Origin of the sequence: Paracoccus sanguinis (assembly GCF_900106665.1) — a bacterium.
In the GTDB taxonomy this organism is placed as follows: Bacteria; Pseudomonadota; Alphaproteobacteria; order Rhodobacterales; family Rhodobacteraceae; genus Paracoccus; species Paracoccus panacisoli.
In genome coordinates, this window is sequence record NZ_FNNA01000002.1 from 344,030 (window position 1) to 363,831 (window position 19,802).

A 19,802-nucleotide genomic window follows, 5' to 3' on the forward strand; every position below is an offset into this window, starting at 1 on the left:
GGCATCGGTGTCACAACAACTTGACCCGCCTCGGGTTCCCCAGAATTGGAAAGGGCGCCCCGGGGGCGCCCTTGTTCTTTGTTAAGTGGGGTGGCCGCCGCGATGGCAGCCACGGATCACTTGAGCACGGTGGTCGAGTCGAAGTCGGGCAGCGCCTCGAGCTCTTCCTTGGTGAAGTTGGTCGCGTAGAACACGTCGTCACCGATGCGGACCAGGTGCAGGGCGTCTTTGCCCAGCAGCACGGTCTTGGCGCCGAGGCCCAGGAACCCGCCGATGTCAGCGGTGTAGCCCATGATGTTGCCCTCGGGGTCGACCACGATGTCGCCGACCTTGGCGATGTCGGTCCACTCGGCCGGACGCTCGGTCATGGTCGTATCGGCCCACGCGGTCGAGGACGGCTGGTTGGTCGTCCAGATCCGGCGGTTCATGATGTAGGAACCGAGCAGACCGGGGTTCTCGGCCGACATCACAGGCGCGTCGACGTCGGGGGCCACGACAACGGCGTCAGCCGGGGTCGCGGTGGTCGCCGTGGTGGTGGTCGTCGCGGCCGGCGCCGTGGTGGTGGTCGCAGCCGGAGCGGTCGTGGTCGTGGTGGTCGCGGTGCCCGCGGTCGCGGCCGCGTCGGCCTTGTCCTCGGCCTTGTCCGCCGCATCCTCGGCGCGGTCGGCGGCATCCTCGGCCTTGTCGGCGGCCGAGGTCGTCACGGCCTCGTCGACCTTGTTGCCGGCGGCATCAACCGCGTTCTCGGCCTTGTCGGCGGCGTCCTCGGCCTTGTCGCCCGCGGCGGCCACCGGGTCGGCGACGGTCGTGGTGGTGGTCGTGGCCGGTGCAGGCGCCGGGGCGGCGGTCTGCGCCATGGCGAAACCGGTCAGCGCAAGCGACGAGGTCGCGGCGAGAAGCAAAGCTTTCATCGGGTCAGTCCTTCCTCTAGGTCTCGGCGGCGACCCTTCCGGACCCCCGCTTCGAGCCGACAACGCACCCCGCGAGAAAGTCGTTCCCTCGGAAATGTTTCCGCGCCGCCGGCGAGGCGGCCGCCCGCCGCGCGCCCCTTACGGAGCGCTGATCCGCCCCCCGCAGACCGGGCCCGGAACGCCGGTCGTGGACGGCCCCGAGGTCGGCAACCCGCGCAGCACCCGCACGGCGAGAAAGGCGAAGGCCTGCGCCTCGATCATGTCGCCGTCGAGGCCGGCGGCCTCGACCGGCTGCACCGCGACGCCCGTGCGGGTGCCCAGCGCCGCCATCAGCGCCGCGTTCCGCCGCCCGCCGCCGCAGACGAGGATCGACGCCGGGCGCGCCGGCAGCAGCGCCAGCCCCACCCCCACCGCCGCCGCCGCGGCGTGGACCAGGGTCGCCGCGGCATCGGCGTCATCCATCTGCGCGACCGCCGGGCCGAGCGCCGCGAAGGCATCCCGGTCCAGCGACTTGGGCGCCGGCCGGGCGAAATACGGGTGGCGCAGGAAGTCCGCGATCACCGCCTCGCGCGGGGCCCCCGCGGCGGCCAGCGCCCCGCCCTCGTCGCGCGCAGCACCCCGTCGCGCCCGCATCAGGTCGTTCAGCGGCGCGTTCGCCGGGCCGGTGTCGAAGGCAAGGCAGGCACCCAGCGGATCGGCCGCGCGCGGGTCGCACCAGGTCAGGTTGCCGACCCCGCCGAGGTTGAGGAACACCACCGGCGCGGACGGCAGTCGCCCCTGCCCGACCGCCCAGCGGGCCAGCGCATGGTGAAAGACCGGCACCAGCGGCGCCCCCTCGCCGCCCTGCCGCACGTCCTCGGTGCGAAAGTCCCACACCACGGGCCGCCCGGTCGCCCGCGCCAGCCGCCACCCCTGCCCGGCCTGGTGGGTCCGCCCCCCGCCCGGATCATGGGCAAGCGTCTGGCCGTGGTAGCCGATCACCGCCGCCTCGGGGAAATCCGCCGCGAGCGCCGCGTGCGAGGCGACCGACAGCGCCGCCGCCGCCGCGACCCCCGGCTCACCCGGCCAGCGCCCGAGGGCGGCGTGCAGCACGTCGGCCTCGGCCGCGCCGTAGGGGCGAAAGCCGCTGCGCCCGAAATCCGCGATCTCCTCGCCGTCGGTCATCAGCACCGCCGCATCGACCCCGTCGAGCGAGGTGCCCGACATCATCCCCAGCGCCGTGACCAACCGGCCCCGGGTCAGGCCCCCCGCCGTGCCGAACATCCGCCCCTCACTTTCCCTTGCCCCTGCCCGGCTGTATAGCCACGTCGAAACCTGGGGAAAAACCCCTGCCACCCGACCCGGAGCTGCGCCGATGACCACATACCGTCCGAAATCCGACTTTCTCGGCGTGATGATCGAGCGCGGCTATCTGGCCGACTGCACCGACCTTCAGGCCCTCGACGAGGCGCTGATCGAGGGGCCGGTCACCGCCTACATCGGCTACGACGCCACGGCGGCCAGCCTGCACGTCGGGCACCTGCTCAATATCATGATGCTGCGCTGGTTCCAGAAGACCGGCAACCGCCCGATCACGCTGATGGGCGGCGGCACCACCAAGGTCGGCGACCCGTCCTTCCGGTCCGAGGAGCGCCCGCTGCTCGACGATGCCGCCATCCAGCGCAACATCGACGGCATGGGGCAGGTCTTCGCGCGCTACCTCGACTACGGCCCCGAGGGCGCGCGGATGCTCAACAACGCCGAATGGCTCGACGGGCTCAACTACCTCGAGTTCCTGCGCGACATCGGCCGGCATTTCTCGGTCAACCGGATGCTGTCGTTCGAAAGCGTCAAGTCGCGGCTCGACCGCGAACAGTCGCTGTCGTTCCTCGAGTTCAACTACATGATCCTGCAGGCCTACGACTTCCTCGAGCTCTACCGCCGCTACGACTGCCGGCTGCAGATGGGCGGGTCGGACCAGTGGGGCAACATCGTCAACGGGATCGACCTGACCCGCCGGGTGCTCGACCGCGAGATCTGGGGCCTGACCTCGCCGCTGCTGGCGACCTCGGACGGGCGCAAGATGGGCAAGTCGGCGGGCGGCGCGGTGTGGCTGAACGGCGCGATGCTGTCGCCCTACGAGTTCTGGCAGTTCTGGCGCAACACCACCGACGCCGACGTCGGCCGCTTCCTCAAGCTCTACACCGAGCTGCCGGTTGCGGAATGCGAGCGTCTGGGCGCGCTCGGCGGGTCCGAGATCAACGCGGCCAAGGTGCGGCTGGCCAACGAGGTCACGGCGCTGCTGCACGGTCCCGACGCCGCCGCCTCGGCCGAGGCGACCGCCCGCGAGGTGTTCGAGCAGGGCGGCGCCGGCGGCGACCTCGAGGTGGTGACGCTGCCCGCCGCGGTGCTGGCCGAGGGCGTGAGCGTCCAGCAGATGCTGGTGCAGGCGGGGCTGGTCGGCTCGGGGAAAGAGGCCAAGCGGCTGATCGCCGAGGGCGGGCTCAGGCTCGACAACGCCGCCGTCAGCGACCCGCAGGCGATGGTCACGGCCGCGACGGTGGGCGACGGGATCAAGGTCTCGATCGGCAAGAAGAAGCACCGGATGCTGCGCCCGGCATGAGCGCGGCCCTGCCCGTCCTCTGTCTCGGCGCGGTGCTCTGGGACGTGATCGGCCGCAGCCCGGCGCCGATGGGGCCGGGCGCGGACGTGCCGGGCCGCATCCGCCACCAGCCGGGGGGCGTCGCCCTCAACGTCGCCGCGGCGTTGGCCGCGCGCGGGCGGGCGGCGGCGGTGCTGGGCGCGGTCGGCACCGACCCCGAGGGCGCGGCGCTGATCGACGCGGCCCGCGCGCTGGGCGTGGGGGTGGACTGGGTTCACCGCGACCCGACGCGCCCCACCGACGCCTACATGGCGATCGAGGACAGCGAGGGGCTGATCGCCGCCATCGCCGACGCCCACTCGCTTGAGGCGGCGGGCGAGGCGGTGCTGGCGCCCCTGCGCGACGGCCGGCTGGGCAGCGCCGCCGCCCCGTGGCGAGGCCTCATCGTGGTGGACGGGAACCTTACGACCGCGCAGCTTGCGGCCATCGCCGCCGACCCGGCGCTTGCCCGCGCCGACCTGCGGGTGGTGCCGGCGAGCCCGGGCAAGGCCGAACGCCTCGCCCCGCTGATCGGGCCGGGTCACGTCACGCTCTACCTCAACCGCGCCGAGGCCGAGACGCTCGCCGGCCACCCCTGCGCCGGCGCGGCCGAGGCTGCCGCCGCAGTCGTCGCCCGCGGGGCGGCCCGCGTCCTCGTCACGGACGGCGCGCGCCCCGCCGCCTGCGCGGCCCGCGGGGCGGCCGAGGTGCTGACCCGCCAGCCGCCGCCCGTCACCATCGCCCGCGTCACCGGCGCAGGCGACTGCTTCCTCGCCGCCCATCTTCTGGCAGAAGAGCAGGGCGCCGACCGCGCCACGGCGCTCGACGCCGCCATCGCCGCCGCCGCCGCCCATGTCGCGGGACACTGATCTTCTCTTCTGGCCCAAATATCCCGGGGTCCGGGGCAGCGCCCCGGTCCGGCCTCGCAGAAAGGACCGCCGATGACCGACCTGCCGCTCAGCTTCGCCCCCGAGGTCGCCGCCGCGCGTGACGCGGGCCGCCCGATCGTGGCGCTCGAATCAACCATCATCACCCACGGGATGCCCTACCCCCAGAACCTCGAGATGGCCCGCGCCGTCGAGGCCGCGGTGCGCGAGGCCGGCGCGGTCCCCGCCACCATCGCGCTGATGGGCGGGCGCATCCACGTCGGCCTGACCGACGCCGCGCTCGAGGAACTCGCGCAGGCGACCGGCGTGATGAAGGTCAGCCGCGCCGATCTGGCCGTCTGCCTGACCACCGGGCGCACCGGCGCCACCACCGTCGCCGCGACGATGATCTGCGCGGCGCTCGCCGGCATCCGCGTCTTCGCCACCGGTGGGATCGGCGGGGTGCACCGGGGGGTGGAGCGGACCATGGACGTCTCGGCCGACCTGACCGAGCTCGCCGCGACCCCCGTCACCGTGGTCTCGGCGGGCGCCAAGGCGATCCTCGACATCCCCCGCACCTTCGAGATGCTCGAGACGCTGGGCGTCCCCGTCATCGCCGTGGGCCAGGACGCCATCCCCGCCTTCTGGTCGCGCGATTCGGGCCTGCCCGCGCCGCTGCGGCTGGACGACCCGGCCGAGATCGCCGCGGCCGCCCGGATGCGCCGCGCGCTGGGGATTCCCGGCGGGCAGCTGGTTGTGAACCCGATCCCGGCCGAGGCCGAGATCCCCCGCGCCGAGATGATCCCGGTGGTCGATGCCGCGCTGGCCGAGGCCGAGGCGCAGGGGATCGCGGCGAAAGCGGTGACGCCGTTCCTGCTCGACCGGATCTTTGCGCTGACCGAGGGGCGCTCGCTTCAGGCCAACATCGCGCTGGTGCTGTCGAACGCGCGGCTCGCGGCGCGGATCGCGGCGGCGGGGGCCTGACCCACCCTATCACCGCCCCGTCCATCGCCCCTTGACCCGGCGGGCCTGCCGCACGAGCGTCGCGGCATGCGCCACCCCGACGACCTGCCCCCGCTGTCCCCGACCCCGCAGCCCGTGCGCAGGCCCGGCCCCTTCGCCTCGCTGCGCGGATCGTTCCTCGCCGGCCTCGCGGTGATGCTGCCGATCGCGCTGACGATCTGGCTCTTCTGGTCGCTGACCGGCTGGATCGACGGCTGGGTGATGCCGGTGATCCCGGCCCGCTGGCACCCGGACCGCTGGCTCGGCATCAACCCGCGCGGCGTCGGCGTGATCATCTTCCTGATCTTCACCGTGATCGTCGGCTGGGTCGCCAAGGGCTACATCGGCCGCCGCCTGCTGCGCGCGGGCGAACGCCTGCTGGACCGCGTGCCGATCGTCCGCTCGGTCTACGGCGGGCTCAAGCAGATCAGCGAGACGCTGCTCAGCCAGGGCGACAGCAAGTTCGACCGCGCTTGCCTGATCGAATACCCCCGCAAGGGCCTGTGGGGGGTGGGCTTCGTCGCCGGTCCCGCCAAGGGCGAGCTGGACGGGCTGGCCCCGCCGGGATCGCGGATGATGGCGGTGTTCCTGCCGACGACGCCGAACCCCACCTCGGGCTTCCTGCTCTACGTGCCGGAAACCGACGTGATCTATCTCGAGATGTCGGTCGAGGATGCGGCCAAGCTGATCATCTCGGGCGGGCTCGTCTATCCGCCGCCGCGCCCGGCCCTCGCCGCACCGTCACTCGCCGCTCAGCCGTAGAGCCGCGGCAGATCGACCGAATCGGCCTTGCCGATGTTCTGCGCATCCCCCTCGAGGAACGCCTGCGCGGCATCCCGCCCCGCCGCCTTCATCTGCGCGAGAAGCCCGGGGCGCGGCATCACCTTGGTCCGCGTCCCGAGCGAGGTCATCAGGTTGTCGTCCGAGATCATGTGGATCAGCGGCTCCTTCATCCCGCGGCCCGACAGACGCCCCTCGCGCTCGAGCCGCTTCATGAACTGGATGGCACGCAATTCGCGCAGCAGGCTCGAATTGAAGCTGATCTCGTTGATCCTGTCCTGGATCTCGACCGGCGTGCGGGGCACGGCCTCACGCACCATCGGGTTGATGGTGACGATCACGATGTCGGCCGGCAGGCGGCGGTCGAACAGCGGGAACAGTGCCGGGTTGCCCGAATAGCCGCCGTCCCAATAGGCCTCGCGCTGGCCGGTCGCCGGGTCGTCGATCTCGACCGCGCGGAACAGCGTCGGCAGGCAGCCCGAGGCCATCACCGCCTCGGGCGAGACCTCGTCGCCCGAGAAGATGCGGACCCGGCCGGTGCGCACGTTGGTGGCGGTCACGAAGAACTCGGGCGCGGTGGCGTGGTGACCGTCCAGCGGATGCGGCATCTCGCGGATGATCGCCGACAGCGGATTGGTGTAGAACGGCCCGGAATCGTAGGGGCTGAAGATGCGCGAGAACCCCTCGAGCCAGGCCACGGGCGACACCATCTCGGCCCAGCGCTGCATCCCGCGCGGCATCGGCACCATGCTGGTCATCCAGCGCACCATGCGGTTGTCGCTGACCTGCCCGACCTGCGACCAGACGTAATCGAGGTTCTCGCGCGCCGCCTCGCGCCCTTCGCGCCCCGGAATGGCCGACAGCCCCGCCGTCACCGCCGCCCCGTTCAGCGCCCCGGCCGAGGTGCCGCTGATCCCTGCGATGTCGATCTCGTCCCCCTCCAGGAGCCGGTCGAGCACACCCCAGGCAAAGGCTCCGTGCGCGCCGCCGCCCTGCAGGGCCAGGTTGATCTTCTTCGCCATCGTCCGCTCCGCTCATCCATGCTGCACTGCAGCAATAGCACGGAACGTCGGCCGCGAAAAATGGTTGCCCGCAGCGACGCCACGGCCCGGGGCGCGGCGACAGGCATTCGTTCCTGCAGAAACATCCCCGCCGGAGGCTCCGGCGGCCCACGCCCGCGCCGCGGGTCAGTCGTCGGCGTTGGCCTCGGCCCGGCTCTTGCCCGAGACGTCCATCGCCAGCGTCGCGGCCATGAACCCGTCCAGATCGCCGTCGAGCACCCCTTGGGTGTCCGAGGTCTCGTAGCTCGTGCGCAGGTCCTTCACCATCTGGTAGGGCTGCAGCACGTAGCTGCGGATCTGGTTGCCCCAGCCGGCGTCGCCCTTGTTCTCGTGCGCCGCGTTGATCGCCGCGTTCCGCTTGTCGAGTTCGAGCTGATAGAGCCGCGCCTTGAGCGCGTTCATCGCCGCCTCGCGGTTCTGGTGCTGCGACTTCATCGAGCTGGTCACGACGATGTTGGTCGGCAGGTGGGTGATCCGCACCGCCGAGTCGGTGGTGTTGACGTGCTGCCCACCGGCGCCCGACGAGCGATAGGTGTCGATGCGGATCTCGTTGTCTGGGATCACGATCTCGATGTTGTCATCGACCACCGGATAGACCCAGACCGAGGAGAACGACGTGTGCCGCCGCGCCGCGCTGTCATAGGGCGAGATACGGACCAGCCGGTGCACGCCCGATTCCGACTTGAGCCAGCCATAGGCGTTCGGCCCGCTGATCTTGTAGGCGGCCGAGCGGATGCCGGCCTCGTCGCCCGCGGTTTCGGACTGCAGCTCGACCTTGTAGCCCTTCTTCTCGGCCCAGCGGGTGTACATCCGCGCCAGCATCGCCGCCCAGTCGCAGCTTTCGGTGCCGCCGGCGCCGGCGTTGATTTCCAGGAAGGTGTCGTTGCCGTCCGCCTCGCCGTCGAGCAGCGCCTCAAGCTCCTTGCTGGCCGCCAGCTCGGCCAGACCCTTCAACGTCGCCTCGGCGTCCGAGACGATCTCGGCATCGCCCTCGGCCTCGCCCAGCTCGATCAGCTCGACCGAGTCCTTGAGGTCCTGATCGATGCGCCGGTAGGTCTCGACCTTGTCCGACAGCACCTGCCGGTCGCGCATGAGCTTTTGCGCGCGGGACGGATCGGACCACAGGTCGCCGTCCTCGATCATGGCGTTCATCTCTTCCAGCCGGTGCGGCGCGGTCTCCCAGTCCATGCGCTGCGCAAGCAGGCCCAGCGACTTGCGGATGGATTCGACGGTGGCTTGGGTCTCGGCACGCATGGGGCGGTCCCTCGGGCAGGGTCGGGGCTTGGGAATGAAAGCGGCAGATAGCGCCTCGGACGCGGACAGACAAGGCGGGGGGGGGCGTGGCACCCTGCCCCCGCCGGATCACGCGGCGCTAGTAGAGGCCGCCCGAACTCATCGTGTTGTAGTCGGCCTTCTTCGGGATGACCTTCTTTTTGCCGGTCGAGGTCGTCACCGACTTCGCCGCGCGCTCGGTCACGTCGGTGCTTTTCTTGAAGCCCGGAAGCTGGTCGGCCGGCACCCGCTGGAAGCCGCCGTCGACGACGCGCTGGCCGCTGGCCGCGTTGGTCCCGTTGCGGAAATATTCCGAGATCACGCCCTTGCCATAGGAGACGTCGGCGAAATACCCGCCCGGCGGCACCCGGAACTTGGTCCCGCCATACTGCTTGACCGCCTGCCGCATGAAGGCGTTGAACACCGGCACGCAGAGCGTCCCGCCGAAGGCGTTCGACCCCAGGCTGCGCGGCTCGTCGTAGCCCAGATAGCAGCCTGCCACCATGTTCGAGGTGAAGCCCACGAACCACACGTCCTTGGCGTCGTTGGTGGTGCCGGTCTTGCCGGCCACCGGCACCGGCAGCTTGACGCCCTTGCCCGAGCCGCGGTTGACCACGCCCTCCAGCATCGAGGTGAGCTGATAGGCCGTGATCGCGTCCATCACCCGCTCGCGGTCCGAGACGATCACCGGCGCCTCGCCCGCGGGCAGCGCGCCCATGGCGCAGGTCGTGCAGACCCGCTTGTCGTGGCGATAGACGGTGCGGCCGTTGCGGTCCTGCACCCGGTCCACGAGCGTCGGCTCGACCCGCTCGCCGCCGTTGGCGAACATCGCGTAGGCGGCGACCATCTTGAACAGCGTCGTCTCTTGCGCGCCAAGGCTGTTGGCGAGGAACGGCGACAGCTTGTCATAGACCCCGAAGCGCTCGGCGTAGCGGGCGACGGTGTTCATCCCGATGTCCTGGGCGATGCGGATGGTCATCAGGTTGCGCGACTGCTCGATCCCGGTCCGCAGCGGCGTGGGGCCGTAGAACCCGCCGCCCGCGTTCTTCGGCGTCCACAGGCCCTGCGGCGTGTTCACCGTGATCGGCTCGTCCGCGACGATGGTGGCGGGGGTGTAGCCGTTGTCCAGCGCCGCGGCATAGACGAAGGGCTTGAAGGCCGAGCCGGGCTGGCGCTGCGCCTGCGTCGCGCGGTTGAAGACCGAGGACTGGTAGCTGAACCCGCCCTGCATCGCGTAGACGCGACCGGTGTTCACGTCCATGGCCATGAACCCGCCCTCGATCGCCGGCACCTGGCGCAGCGTCCAGCGGATGAACTTGCCCGAGCCGTCCTCGGTCATCCGCCGCACCAGCACCACGTCGCCGACCTCAAGCAGGTCCGCGGCCACCCTCGCCTGCGGCGCCCGCTTCGACCCCGGCATGAGCTTGCGGGCCCACTGCACGTCGCGGGCCGGGATCACCTGCGGCTCGGCCTCGGTGGGCGGGATGCCCTCGATGCCGATCTGGGCGTCGGACTTGCCGAGCGACAGCACGACCGCCGGATACCAGCCGTCGATGTCGCGCGGAACCTTGGCCTTGGCCAACGCGGCGCGCCATTGCGCCTCGGACCCCAGCTCGGCCGGGTCGATCTTCTGCCCGGTCCCGCGCCACAGGCCGATGCCGCGGTCATAGCGCTCGAGCGCGTCCTGCAGCGCCTTCGCGGCGATTTTCTGCAACTGCGGCTCGACCGTGGCCCGGATCGACAGGCCGCCCGAGAAGAACTCCTCCTCGCCGAACTGCGCCGAGAGCTGGCGGCGGATCTCGTCGGTGAAATAGTCGCGCGGCGGCAGGCTGTTGCGGAAGGCCGGGAAGTCGCCGTTCTGGACCGAGCGCAGCGGCAGCGCCGCCTCGGACTTGAAGGCGGCCTCGGTCAGGTAGCCGTTCTCCCACATCTGCCGCAGGACATAGTTGCGCCGCTCGGTCAGCCGGTCCTTGTCGCGCACGACCGAGCGCGAGGGCGCCTGCGGCATCGCCGCCAGCAGAGCCGCCTCGTGCGGGGCCAGCTCGCCCAGCGGCTTGTTGAAATAGGTCTGCGCCGCGGCACCGACGCCGTAGCTGTTCTGGCCGAGGAAGATCTCGTTCAGGTACAGCTCGAGGATCTGGTCCTTGCTCAGCGTCCGGGTCAGACGCGCGGCGATGATCAGCTCCTTGATCTTGCGCTCGGCGGTGCGGTCGGCGCTGAGAAAGAAGTTCTTGGCCACCTGCTGCGGGATGGTCGAGGCGCCGCGCACGCTTTCCCCGCGCGAGCGGACCAGCTCGACCGCCGCGGCCGCCATGCCGCGCGGGTCATAGCCTGGGTGGGTGTAGAAGTTCTTGTCCTCGGCCGAGATGAAGGCGTCCTTGACCACCGGCGGGATCTCGGCGACCGGGACGAAGATGCGGCGTTCCTCGGCGAATTCGTCGATCAGCTTGCCCTCGCCGGAATAGATCCGGCTGATCGTCTTGGGGCTGTAGCGGCTGAGCTCGTCGGTCGAGGGCAGGTCGCGGGCATAGAGCCAGAAGATGCCGCCGAGACCCAGCGCCAGGAACACCGTCGCGGTCACGAACCACGAAAACACGGCGCCGATGAAGTTCAGGACGAAACGGATCAAAAGAGGGCCCACCCAGCCAATCGGGGCGCACCTATAGCGGCCCACCCCCCCGGGGTCAAAGCAAGCTTGCGTCAGGCCGCAGCCCGGTCAGCGGTCAGCCGCCGGGTTTGGGGGGTGCCGCGTCCGCGGCCTCGGGGCGGTCGGGCGCGGGCTTCCCCGCCATGTCCGCGGCCCAGGCCTCGACGCCCGAGGCGATGGCGCCCGCCACCCGCGCCCGCCAGTCGGGGTCGAACAGGTTGGCGCGGTCGCCCGGATCGGTCAGGAACCCCATCTCGAGCAGCAGCGAGGGGATGTCGGGCGACTTGAGGACCGAGAACGCCGCCCCCCGCACCGGCACCCGGTGCATCGTCACCCCGGCCGCGTTCATCCGCGCGACGAGGTGGCGGGCGGCATCCTGGCTGCGCGGCTGGGTGTCGAGCCGGGCGAGGTCCATCAGCGCCCGGCTGACATCCTCGCCCGCGTCCGACAGGTCCAGCCCGGCCAGCAGGTCGCTGCGGTCGTGCAGCAGCGCAAGCTGGCGCGCGGCGCGATCATTCGACTGGGCGTCCCAGGTGTAGATCGTGGCCCCGGCCGCCTCGCCCGCGGGCAGGGCGTCGGCGTGCAGCGACAGGAACAGGTCGGCGCCTTGCGCGCGGGCGATACTGGTGCGCCGCTCGAGCGGCACGAAGCTGTCGTCGCCGCGGGTCAGCGCCACGGCGATGCCGCGCGCCTCAAGCGCCGCGGCGAGTTCGCGCGCGAACCCCAGCATGACCGCGGCCTCGGAGATGCCGCCCACCTGCGCGCCGGGGTCGATGCCGCCGTGGCCGGGGTCGAGCACCACCTTGAGCCGCCCGTCCCCAACCGGCGCGGGCGCCGTCGCGGGCGCGGGCAGGCCGCGCAGCACGGTCAGCGTGTCGCGGCGCGGCGCGAAGGCCTCGGGCGCGACGGGCGCGAGGCGCAGGACGAGCGACGCCGGCGGCCCCCCGCGCATCGCCGCGCTCTCCACCCGCATCGGCCCCGGCAGCGTCATCACCGCCCGCGCCCCGCCCTGCGGGGCGGCACCCCAGCGCAGCGCCTGCGGCAGGGGCGCGCCCGTCGCCGCGGGCGGCTCGGCCGCCGGCAGATCGACGACCAGCCGCGGCGGCCCGTCGATCACCGCGACCCGGACCGGCACCGCACGGCTCAGCCCCAGCACGAGCGTCAGCGGGCGCGGCGCGCCCGTGTCGCGGCCCTCGGCGGTCAGGCTGCTGCGGGCGGCCTCGAACGCCACGGGCGCCTCGGCCCGCGCCAGCCCCGGCAGCAGCAGCGCCAGCGCCACCATGAGCGCCGCCCATCGCCTCATCGCGCCGCCATCCATTCGGCCAGCCGCTCGAGCCCCAGCGCGATCTCGTCGGTTGCCCCGGCGTAGGAGAAGCGCAGCGTCTGCCGCCCCCGCACCGGGTCGAAGTCGATCCCCGGCGTGACCGCCACCCCGGCGTGTTCGAGGATCTCGGCGGCGAGCGCGGCGCTGTCGTCGGTCAGGGCCGAGACGTCGGCGTAGAGATAGAAGGCCCCGTCCGGCGGCGCGATGCGGTCGAAGCCGATCGCCGGCAGCCGGTCGAGCAGCAGCCGCCGGTTCTCGGCATAGACGGCGAGGTTCGCCTGCGCCTCGGCCTCGCCCTCGGGCGAAAGCGCGGCCAGCGCCGCCACCTGGCTCACATGCGGCGGGCAGATGAACATGTTCGCAGCCAGCCGGTCCATCGTGCGGACCAGATCGGGCGGCACGACCATCCAGCCGATCCGCCAGCCGGTCATGCTGAAGAACTTCGAGAAGCTGTTGATCACCACCATGTCGTCGGTGACCTCGAGCGCGCTGACGCAGCGCGCCCCGTAGCTCAGCCCGTGGTAGATCTCGTCCGAGATCAGCGCCGCGCCGATCTCGGCCGCGCGCGCGGCCAACGCCGCCAGCGCCGCGTGGTCGAGCATCGTGCCCGAGGGGTTGCCGGGCGAGGCGAGCATCACCCCCTGCACATCGCCGGGGATGTCCGCGGGCAGCGGCTGATAGCGGTTCTCAAAGCGGGTCGGCATCCCCACCGGCTCGACCGACATGGCACGCAGGATCTGGCGGTAGCTCGGATAGCCCGGCTCGCCCACCGCCACCCGGTCGCCCGCCTCGAAGAGCGCCGCGAAGGCCAGCAGGAACGCGCCCGAGGAGCCCGCGGTGATCACCACCCGGCCGGGGTCCAGCTCGACCCCGTACCAGCGCCGGTAGAGCCCGGCGATCGCCTCGCGCAGCGCCGGCAGGCCCAACGCGACGGTGTAGCCGAGCGGCTGGTCCAGCGCCGCCGCCAGTGTCCGGCGGGCCACCGCGGGGGCGGGGGTGGCGGGCTGGCCGACCTCCATGTGGACGATGCGGCGGCCAGCGGCCTCGGCGCGGCGCGCGGCCTCCATCACGTCCATGACGATGAACGGGTCCACCTGGCCGCGTCGTGACTGTCTCATCTGCTGCCCCCTCGGCTCTTCGTCAGGGGGCGCTTGTGGCCGAGCCGCGGGGGACGGGTCAAGCGCCTCGCGCCCCCGGCGCGGGCTGGACAGCGGCGCCCCGACCCGCCAAGGTCGCGCGCGAAACCCGAAAGGACCCGCGATGAAATCCGTGCTCACCGCCGCGGCGCTTGCCGCCGCCGCCGCCCTGCCGCTGACCGCCCTGCCGGCCGCCGCCTTCGACCCGGCGCAGATGACCGACGCCGAGCGCGAGGCCTTCGGCGCCGCCGTCCGCGACTACATCATGGACCACCCCGAGGTGCTGATCGAGGCGGTGAACAAGATGGAAGCCCAGCGCCTGGCCGACGAGGCCAAGAACGACCGCGTGCTGGTCGAGACGCACAAGGCCGCGATCTTCGACGACGGCCACTCGTGGGTCGGCGGCAACCCCAAGGGCGACCTGACCGTGGTCGAGTTCATCGACTATCGCTGCGGCTACTGCCGCAAGATCGCCCCCGAGGTCGACGCGCTGGTCGAGAAGGACGGCAACATCCGCTTGATCCTCAAGGAGTTCCCGATCCTCGGGCAAGAGAGCGAGCTCGCCTCGCGCTATGCCATCGCGGTCCGCCAGATCGCCGGCGACGCGGCCTACAAGACGGCGCACGACAAGCTCTACGAGATCCGCGGGGCGGTGACGCTCGAGTCGCTCGGGGCGCTGGCGAAGGATCAGGGGCTCGACTCGCAAGCGATCATCCAGCGGATGAACACCGAAGAGGTGACGGCCGAGATCCGCGCCAACCGGCAGCTGGCCGAGCAGATGCAGATCATGGGCACGCCGACCTTCGTGATCGGCCCCGAACTGCTGCGCGGCATCCCCTCGAGCGGGCTCGAGGCCGCCGTGACGCAGATCCGCGCCGAAGCGAAAGGCTGAGGTCTGAGGGGGGCTTCGGCCCCTCGACCCCGACGGAAACCTGCCCTCTCAGCCCGCCATGCGCGCCCGGTACGCGCCCGGCGGGCAGCCCGTCGCCCGGGCAAAGGCGCGGCAGAAGGCGGCTTCCGAGCTGTAGCCGCTCTCTTCGGCCAGCGCGCCGATCGAGACATCCGCGCGGGCCAGCCGCTCGCGCGCCAGCAGCAGGCGCCAGTAGCGCAGATAGGACATCGGCGTGCGGCCCAACCGGGCGCCGAAGCGCGCCGCGATGACGCTGCGTGAGGCCCCGGCCTCGCGCGCCAGCAGCGCCACCGTCCAGGGCCGCGCCGGGTCGGCGTGCATCAGCCCGAGACAGCGCCCCACCACCGGATCGCGGATCGCCGAAAGCCAGCCGGTCGTCCCCCGCGGCTCGGCCAGCAACTGCCGGCGCAGCACCTCGATCAGCGCGAGTTCGGTGAGCCGCTCGAGGATTGCCGTGCCGCCCCCCTGCGGCGCGTCCACCTCGGCCACGATGCGGGCCACGATGGGGGCAAGCCAGTCGTCGCCGCCCGCCGTGGCGACAAGCACCAGTTCGGGCAGGGCCGCGCGGAAGGGGCCGAAGGACAGCGCCTCGCAGCGGACGTAGCCGCAGAGGATGCGGACCACCCGCTCGCCCCCGCCGAACCGCAGCACCGGGGTCTCGCGCCACGGGCCCGGGGGCAGCGCCCCGCCGGGGTCGATCTCGGGCCCGCCCGCGCCGGCGCCGATGCGGTGGGGCGTGCCGAACGGAAACGCCGCGATGTCGCCCGCGCGCAGGGTTCGCCGCTGCCCGCCCATCTCGAGCCAGCAAGTCCCCTCGGCGAGGATATGGAAGCTGACCGCGTCGTGCGGCTTCCACGCGGCGGGGGTCGCGTCCGTCTCCCAGTCGCCGGAGGGCATGTAGCAGTACTGCATCGAGTCGGTGATCCGCACCCGCCGCAAGGCCGCGGCCAGCAGCGCCGCGGCGGGCTCGGGCGGCAGGTCCGGCGTTGCGATCAAGCTTTCCGGTCTCGCGGCCAAAGCCGGACCCTTCGGACAAGGCGCATACTCGGCGCGGAACATCCTGAGCAAAAGGAAACCTATCATGGATGCGACGACCGACAAACTGGTGATCGTGATGACGAAGGGCATCGACTCAGAGCTGTCGTCGGTGGCCTTCACCCTCGCCAACGGCGCCCAGACGGCGGGGATGGAGGTTTTCGTCTTTCTGACCAGCGCCGCCGTGGACCTGGTCCGGCGCAAGGGCCACGCCCTGACCCACGTGCCGCCGCTCGAGCCGCTGGCGAGCCTCGTCAGCGCGTTTCAGGCCCGCGGCGGCACGATCTGGGCCTGCCCGCCCTGCGTGACGTCCCGCGACTACGAGGCCGGCGACCTGATCGACGGGGTGGAGATCAAGGGCGCCAGCGCGATGTTCGCCGAGGTCCGGGCAGGCGCGGCCACGCTGTCGTTCTGAAGGGGACGGCACCGCAGGGGTTGGCGGCGGGACCGGGCGTGGGGGGTGGGGTGGCCGTCCCCGGCGCCCGTGCCTCGTTGGCTTCCAGTGAAGGGGTTGCGGACGCGACCTGCCCACCGCGCCCACGGTTTGACCGCTGGGACCCGACCGGCGCCGCGCTGCAGCCGACACGGGGTGCGACGCGCATGAGCGCCGCGCTAGCGCGCCCCCCTCCCTCGCTTCCCCCGGCTGGCATTCCGCCACGTCGCCCCCTATCTGCTGATCGTCTTTCACCAACAGACCCGCTTGCTTGCGTCCCGGCCGGCGTCTGCCTAGGGCTAGCCCATGATCACGCAGAAGATGAAATACGCGCTCAAGGCGCTGCTGGTGCTGGCTGACGAGGCCGCCAGCGGCGCGCCGCAGGCGCTGTCCATCGAGCAGGTCGCCAAGCGCGCCGGAACCCCCAAGCGGTTTCTCGAACACATCCTGCTCGAGATCCGCGACGCGGGCGTGATCGCCTCGCGGCGCGGCCGGGCGGGGGGGTATCTGCTCGCGCAGCCGCCGTCCGAGGTAAAGCTCGCCGATCTGCTGCGGCTGATCGACGGGCCGCTCGCGCCCCTGCCCTGCCTGTCGCGTACCGCCTATCAGCGCTGCCCCGACTGCACGGATGAAGAAACGTGCCGCATCCGCCGGACCTTTGCGGACGTGTTCTCGGGCTATCTGCAGATCATCGATTCGCTGACGCTGGCCGACCTGATGCGCTCGGACGCGCTGTCTGCACAGGTCATCGCCGACGCCTGACCGGCCCGGCGACCGGAACCAAAACCTCCCCGCGCCCCGCTCTGGCGGTCATTCGTCCCGCGCCCGCCCGCCGGGCGAGGGTCCGCGCCTGCGGTCCGGCAGCCGCCGCGACGAATCTCCCTTTCTTAATCACGACAAGAAAAGCCGATATTTTTTACTTGCTAAAGACGACAGGTGAGGTCGATATTTATCGGGCAAGCCGGCCCTGCGGCCCGCGCAGCTCAAGAAGGAATGACCCGATGGACCGTCCCACCCTTGGCTCTATCGCCCCCCGCCCGGCCCCGCTGACCACCGCCGAGATCATGGCGCCGCTGGCGCGACTGCGGCCGCTGATCGGCTGGGGCGTGATCGCCGCAGCCCTGGCGCTCGGCCTCGGTCAGGCCCGCGCCGAGTCGCTGCTCAACGTCAGCTACGACCCGACGCGCGAGCTTTACCGCGACATCAACGCCGCCTTCGCCGACTACTGGACCGCACAGGGCCACGACGCCCCGCAGATCGAGACGAGCCACGGCGGCTCGGGCGCGCAGGCGCGCGCGGTGGTCGAGGGGCTGGGCGCGCAGGTGGTCACGCTGGCGCTCGCCTCGGACATCGACCGCATCGCCGCGGCGGGCAAGCTGCCGGCCGATTGGCAGAAGCGGCTGCCGCACAACTCCTCGCCCTACACCTCGACGATCGTGTTCCTCGTCCGCGAGGGGAACCCCAAGGGCATCAAGGACTGGGGCGATCTCGTCGCCGACGGCGTGCAGGTCATCACCCCGAACCCCAAGACGTCGGGCGGGGCGCGCTGGAACTACCTCGCCGCCTGGGCCTGGGCCGAGCGCAACGGCCAGGACCCCAAGGAGTTCGTGGGCAAGCTGTTCCGCAACGTGCCCGTCCTCGACTCGGGCGCCCGCGGCGCCACCACCACCTTCTCGCAGCGCGGCATCGGCGACGTTCTGCTCGCGTGGGAGAACGAGGCCTATCTGGCGCTCGCCGAGCTCGGCGACGACAAGTTCGACATCGTGGTGCCCTCGGTCTCGGTGCTGGCCGAGCCGCCGGTCGCGGTGGTGGACGCCAACATCACCAGCGACGCCCAGCGCGAGCTGGCGCAGGGGTATCTCGACTTCCTCTATTCGCCGCAGGGGCAGGCGCTGGCGTGGAAGCACTACTACCGCGCCTGGGACACCTCGGCCGCGGCGCCCGAGGACGTGGCCCGCTTCCCCAAGATCGACCTCGTCGACATCTCGCACTTCGGCGGCTGGGCCAAGGCGCAGCCCGAGCACTTCGGCGACGGCGGCATCTTCGACCAGATCTACGTGCCGAAATGAGCCGAGGGCCGTTCCGCCAGCCCTCACCCATGCCGGGCTTCGGCCCGGCGATGGGGATCACGGTCGCCATGCTCTCGATCGTGGTGCTGCTGCCGATCGGCGCCCTGCTGCTCAAGGGCGCCGACTACGGGGCGGCGGGCATCTGGGCCACCGTCAACCGCGAGCGCGTGTGGCGGGCGCTCTGGCTGTCGTTCCGGCTGTCGTTCCTCGCCGCGCTCTTCAACCTCGTCTTCGGCGTGGTGCTGGCGTGGGTGCTGTCGCGCTATCGCTTCCCGGGCCGACGGCTGCTGGACGCTGCGGTGGACCTGCCCTTCGCGCTGCCCACCGCCGTCGCGGGGATCGCGCTGACCGCGCTCTACGCCCCGAACGGGGTCTTCGGCGCGGCGCTGGCGCCGCTCGGGATCAAGATCGCCTATTCGCAATGGGGCATCCTGATCGCCCTGATCTTCGTCGGCCTGCCTTTCGTCACCCGCACCGTCCAGCCGGTCATCGAAGAGATCGACCGCGAGGTCGAGGAGGCGTCGGCCACGCTCGGCGCCTCGCGGCTGACCACGCTGCGCAAGGTGATCCTGCCGATGCTGGCGCCGGCCGCGCTGACCGGCTTTGCCCTCGCGCTGGCGCGGGCGGTGGGCGAATACGGCTCGGTCATCTTCATCGCCGGCAACATCCCGCTGGTGACCGAGATCGCCCCCCTGCTGATCGTCATCCAGCTGGAAGAGTTCAACTATGACGCCGCCGCCGCCATCGGCATCGTCATGCTGCTGATCTCGTTCGCGCTGCTTCTGGCGATCAACCTCATCCAGATCTGGAGCCGGCGGAGGATCGGCTATGTCTGACCTGTCCCTGACCCACCCCGCGCCCCGCCCGCCCAAGGCGGGCCGCTTCCGCGCCCCCACCGACGAGGCCCCGGCCGCGCGCCGGGCGCTGATCCTCGTCTCGGTGCTGGGGCTCGCGGTGCTGGTGCTGGCCCCGCTGGTCACGGTCTTCGCCGAGGCACTCGCGCGCGGCGTGGGCCCGGCGCTGGCCAGCCTCGCCGATCCGAAGGCCTGGCCCGCGATCCGCCTGACGCTGATCGTCGCGGCCATCGCGGTGCCGCTGAACGCCCTCTTCGGGCTCGCCGCGGCCTGGGCGATCACCAAGTTCGACTTTCGCGGCAAGGCGGTGCTCATCACCCTTATCGACCTGCCATTCTCGGTCAGCCCGGTGGTGGCGGGGCTCTGCATCGTGCTGACCTTCGGGGCCAACTCGCTGATCGGCGGCTGGTTGGTGGCGCACGGGTTTCCCATCGTCTTCGCCCTGCCGGGCATCGTGCTGGCGACGATGTTCGTCACCTTCCCCTTCGTCGCCCGCGAGCTGATCCCGGTGATGATCGAGCAGGGCCGCGCCGAAGAGGAAGCCGCCCTGACCCTCGGCGCCTCGGGCTGGCGGGTGTTCCGCACCGTGACCCTGCCCAACATCCGCTGGGCGCTGCTTTACGGCGTGCTGCTCTGCAACGCCCGCGCGATGGGCGAGTTCGGGGCGGTCGCGGTCGTCTCGGGCAAGATCCGCGGCAAGACCGCGACCATGCCGATCACCATCGAGATGCTCTACAACGAATACCTGTCGGTCGCCGCGTTCTCGATGGCGGCGACGCTGGGCGTCCTCGGGCTGGTGACGCTGATGATCAAGACGCTGCTGGAAATCCGCCACGCCGACGCGCTCGCCGCGCAGCGCCGGCATTGAGAGGGGAGAGAGGC

At 71.5% G+C, this 19,802-nt stretch carries 18 protein-coding genes; 10 read left to right on the forward strand and 8 right to left on the reverse strand.

All coding sequences use genetic code 11. The features are described 5' to 3' along the window. Nucleotides 1-116: 116 nt before the first annotated feature. Both BLW17_RS08170 and BLW17_RS08175 read right to left on the reverse strand, forming a co-directional pair. The gene (locus tag BLW17_RS08170) at nucleotides 117-911 is read right to left on the reverse strand and encodes a PRC-barrel domain-containing protein (protein WP_036711634.1); all 795 of its coding nucleotides are present in this window, start codon (nucleotides 909-911) and stop codon (nucleotides 117-119) included. Nucleotides 912-1,049: 138 nt separating this feature from the next. After that, nucleotides 1,050-2,153: an anhydro-N-acetylmuramic acid kinase gene (locus BLW17_RS08175; RefSeq protein ID WP_036733803.1), complete on the reverse strand. Its 1,104-nt coding sequence runs from the start codon at nucleotides 2,151-2,153 to the stop codon at nucleotides 1,050-1,052. Between the two features lie 112 nt (nucleotides 2,154-2,265). Between BLW17_RS08175 and tyrS the strand changes: the two genes are divergently transcribed. The 4 genes from tyrS to BLW17_RS08195 all read left to right on the forward strand — a co-directional run bounded on the left by tyrS (nucleotide 2,266) and on the right by BLW17_RS08195 (nucleotide 6,161). Continuing rightward, on the forward strand, nucleotides 2,266-3,513 hold the full coding sequence (tyrS, locus tag BLW17_RS08180) for a tyrosine--tRNA ligase (RefSeq protein ID WP_036733781.1): 1,248 nt from the start codon (nucleotides 2,266-2,268) through the stop codon (nucleotides 3,511-3,513). After that, entirely contained in the window at nucleotides 3,510-4,400 is an 891-nt protein-coding gene (locus BLW17_RS08185) for a PfkB family carbohydrate kinase (protein WP_036733783.1), read from the forward strand. Before tyrS ends, BLW17_RS08185 begins: the two co-directional genes overlap by 4 nt. Before the next feature lie 72 nt (nucleotides 4,401-4,472). Beyond that, a complete protein-coding gene (locus tag BLW17_RS08190; RefSeq protein WP_036733785.1) occupies nucleotides 4,473-5,381 on the forward strand; it encodes a pseudouridine-5'-phosphate glycosidase in 909 nt (302 codons plus the stop codon). 66 nt (nucleotides 5,382-5,447) lie between these two features. Continuing rightward, a complete protein-coding gene (locus BLW17_RS08195; protein WP_036733787.1) occupies nucleotides 5,448-6,161 on the forward strand; it encodes a DUF502 domain-containing protein in 714 nt (237 codons plus the stop codon). On the opposite strand, the gene BLW17_RS08200 is transcribed toward BLW17_RS08195, so the two are convergent. The 5 genes from BLW17_RS08200 to BLW17_RS08220 form a co-directional block, all read right to left on the reverse strand. Then, nucleotides 6,152-7,201 (reverse strand): patatin-like phospholipase family protein, encoded by a 1,050-nt coding sequence (locus tag BLW17_RS08200; RefSeq protein ID WP_036733789.1) that lies wholly within the window; start codon nucleotides 7,199-7,201, stop codon nucleotides 6,152-6,154. The genes BLW17_RS08195 and BLW17_RS08200 overlap by 10 nt on opposite strands. 165 nt (nucleotides 7,202-7,366) lie before the next feature. Further along, on the reverse strand, nucleotides 7,367-8,494 hold the full coding sequence (gene prfB / locus BLW17_RS08205; protein ID WP_036733791.1) for a peptide chain release factor 2: 1,128 nt from the start codon (nucleotides 8,492-8,494) through the stop codon (nucleotides 7,367-7,369). 118 nt (nucleotides 8,495-8,612) lie between these two features. After that, nucleotides 8,613-11,141 (reverse strand): penicillin-binding protein 1A, encoded by a 2,529-nt coding sequence (locus tag BLW17_RS08210; protein ID WP_036733793.1) that lies wholly within the window; start codon nucleotides 11,139-11,141, stop codon nucleotides 8,613-8,615. Between the two features lie 94 nt (nucleotides 11,142-11,235). Next, nucleotides 11,236-12,462, reverse strand: coding sequence for an N-acetylmuramoyl-L-alanine amidase family protein (locus tag BLW17_RS08215; RefSeq protein WP_052176398.1), 1,227 nt, complete (start codon nucleotides 12,460-12,462; stop codon nucleotides 11,236-11,238). Next, entirely contained in the window at nucleotides 12,459-13,601 is a 1,143-nt protein-coding gene (locus BLW17_RS08220) for a pyridoxal phosphate-dependent aminotransferase (RefSeq protein ID WP_036733795.1), read from the reverse strand. Before BLW17_RS08220 ends, BLW17_RS08215 begins: the two co-directional genes overlap by 4 nt. Nucleotides 13,602-13,743: 142 nt before the next feature. Between BLW17_RS08220 and BLW17_RS08225 the strand changes: the two genes are divergently transcribed. Continuing rightward, complete coding sequence (locus BLW17_RS08225) at nucleotides 13,744-14,511, forward strand: DsbA family protein (protein WP_036733797.1); 768 nt, start codon at nucleotides 13,744-13,746, stop codon at nucleotides 14,509-14,511. A 48-nt stretch (nucleotides 14,512-14,559) separates the two neighbouring features. Here the strand turns inward: BLW17_RS08225 and BLW17_RS08230 are convergent, their stop codons facing one another. Continuing rightward, nucleotides 14,560-15,525 (reverse strand): AraC family transcriptional regulator, encoded by a 966-nt coding sequence (locus tag BLW17_RS08230; protein ID WP_052176397.1) that lies wholly within the window; start codon nucleotides 15,523-15,525, stop codon nucleotides 14,560-14,562. A gap of 85 nt (nucleotides 15,526-15,610) precedes the next feature. On the opposite strand from BLW17_RS08230, the gene BLW17_RS08235 reads away from it, so the two are divergent. The 5 genes from BLW17_RS08235 to cysW all read left to right on the forward strand — a co-directional run bounded on the left by BLW17_RS08235 (nucleotide 15,611) and on the right by cysW (nucleotide 19,788). After that, nucleotides 15,611-15,979, forward strand: coding sequence for a DsrE family protein (locus BLW17_RS08235; RefSeq protein ID WP_074826409.1), 369 nt, complete (start codon nucleotides 15,611-15,613; stop codon nucleotides 15,977-15,979). A gap of 324 nt (nucleotides 15,980-16,303) precedes the next feature. Then, complete coding sequence (locus tag BLW17_RS08240; protein ID WP_036703090.1) at nucleotides 16,304-16,759, forward strand: RrF2 family transcriptional regulator; 456 nt, start codon at nucleotides 16,304-16,306, stop codon at nucleotides 16,757-16,759. 302 nt (nucleotides 16,760-17,061) lie between these two features. Next, nucleotides 17,062-18,066, forward strand: a complete 1,005-nt coding sequence (locus tag BLW17_RS08245) for a sulfate ABC transporter substrate-binding protein (RefSeq protein WP_052171864.1) — start codon at nucleotides 17,062-17,064, stop codon at nucleotides 18,064-18,066. Continuing rightward, nucleotides 18,063-18,902 (forward strand): sulfate ABC transporter permease subunit CysT, encoded by an 840-nt coding sequence (gene cysT, locus BLW17_RS08250; protein ID WP_036710389.1) that lies wholly within the window; start codon nucleotides 18,063-18,065, stop codon nucleotides 18,900-18,902. The genes BLW17_RS08245 and cysT overlap by 4 nt, the downstream gene beginning before the upstream one ends. After that, on the forward strand, nucleotides 18,895-19,788 hold the full coding sequence (gene cysW, locus BLW17_RS08255) for a sulfate ABC transporter permease subunit CysW (protein WP_083388348.1): 894 nt from the start codon (nucleotides 18,895-18,897) through the stop codon (nucleotides 19,786-19,788). Before cysT ends, cysW begins: the two co-directional genes overlap by 8 nt. Nucleotides 19,789-19,802 lie beyond the last annotated feature (14 nt).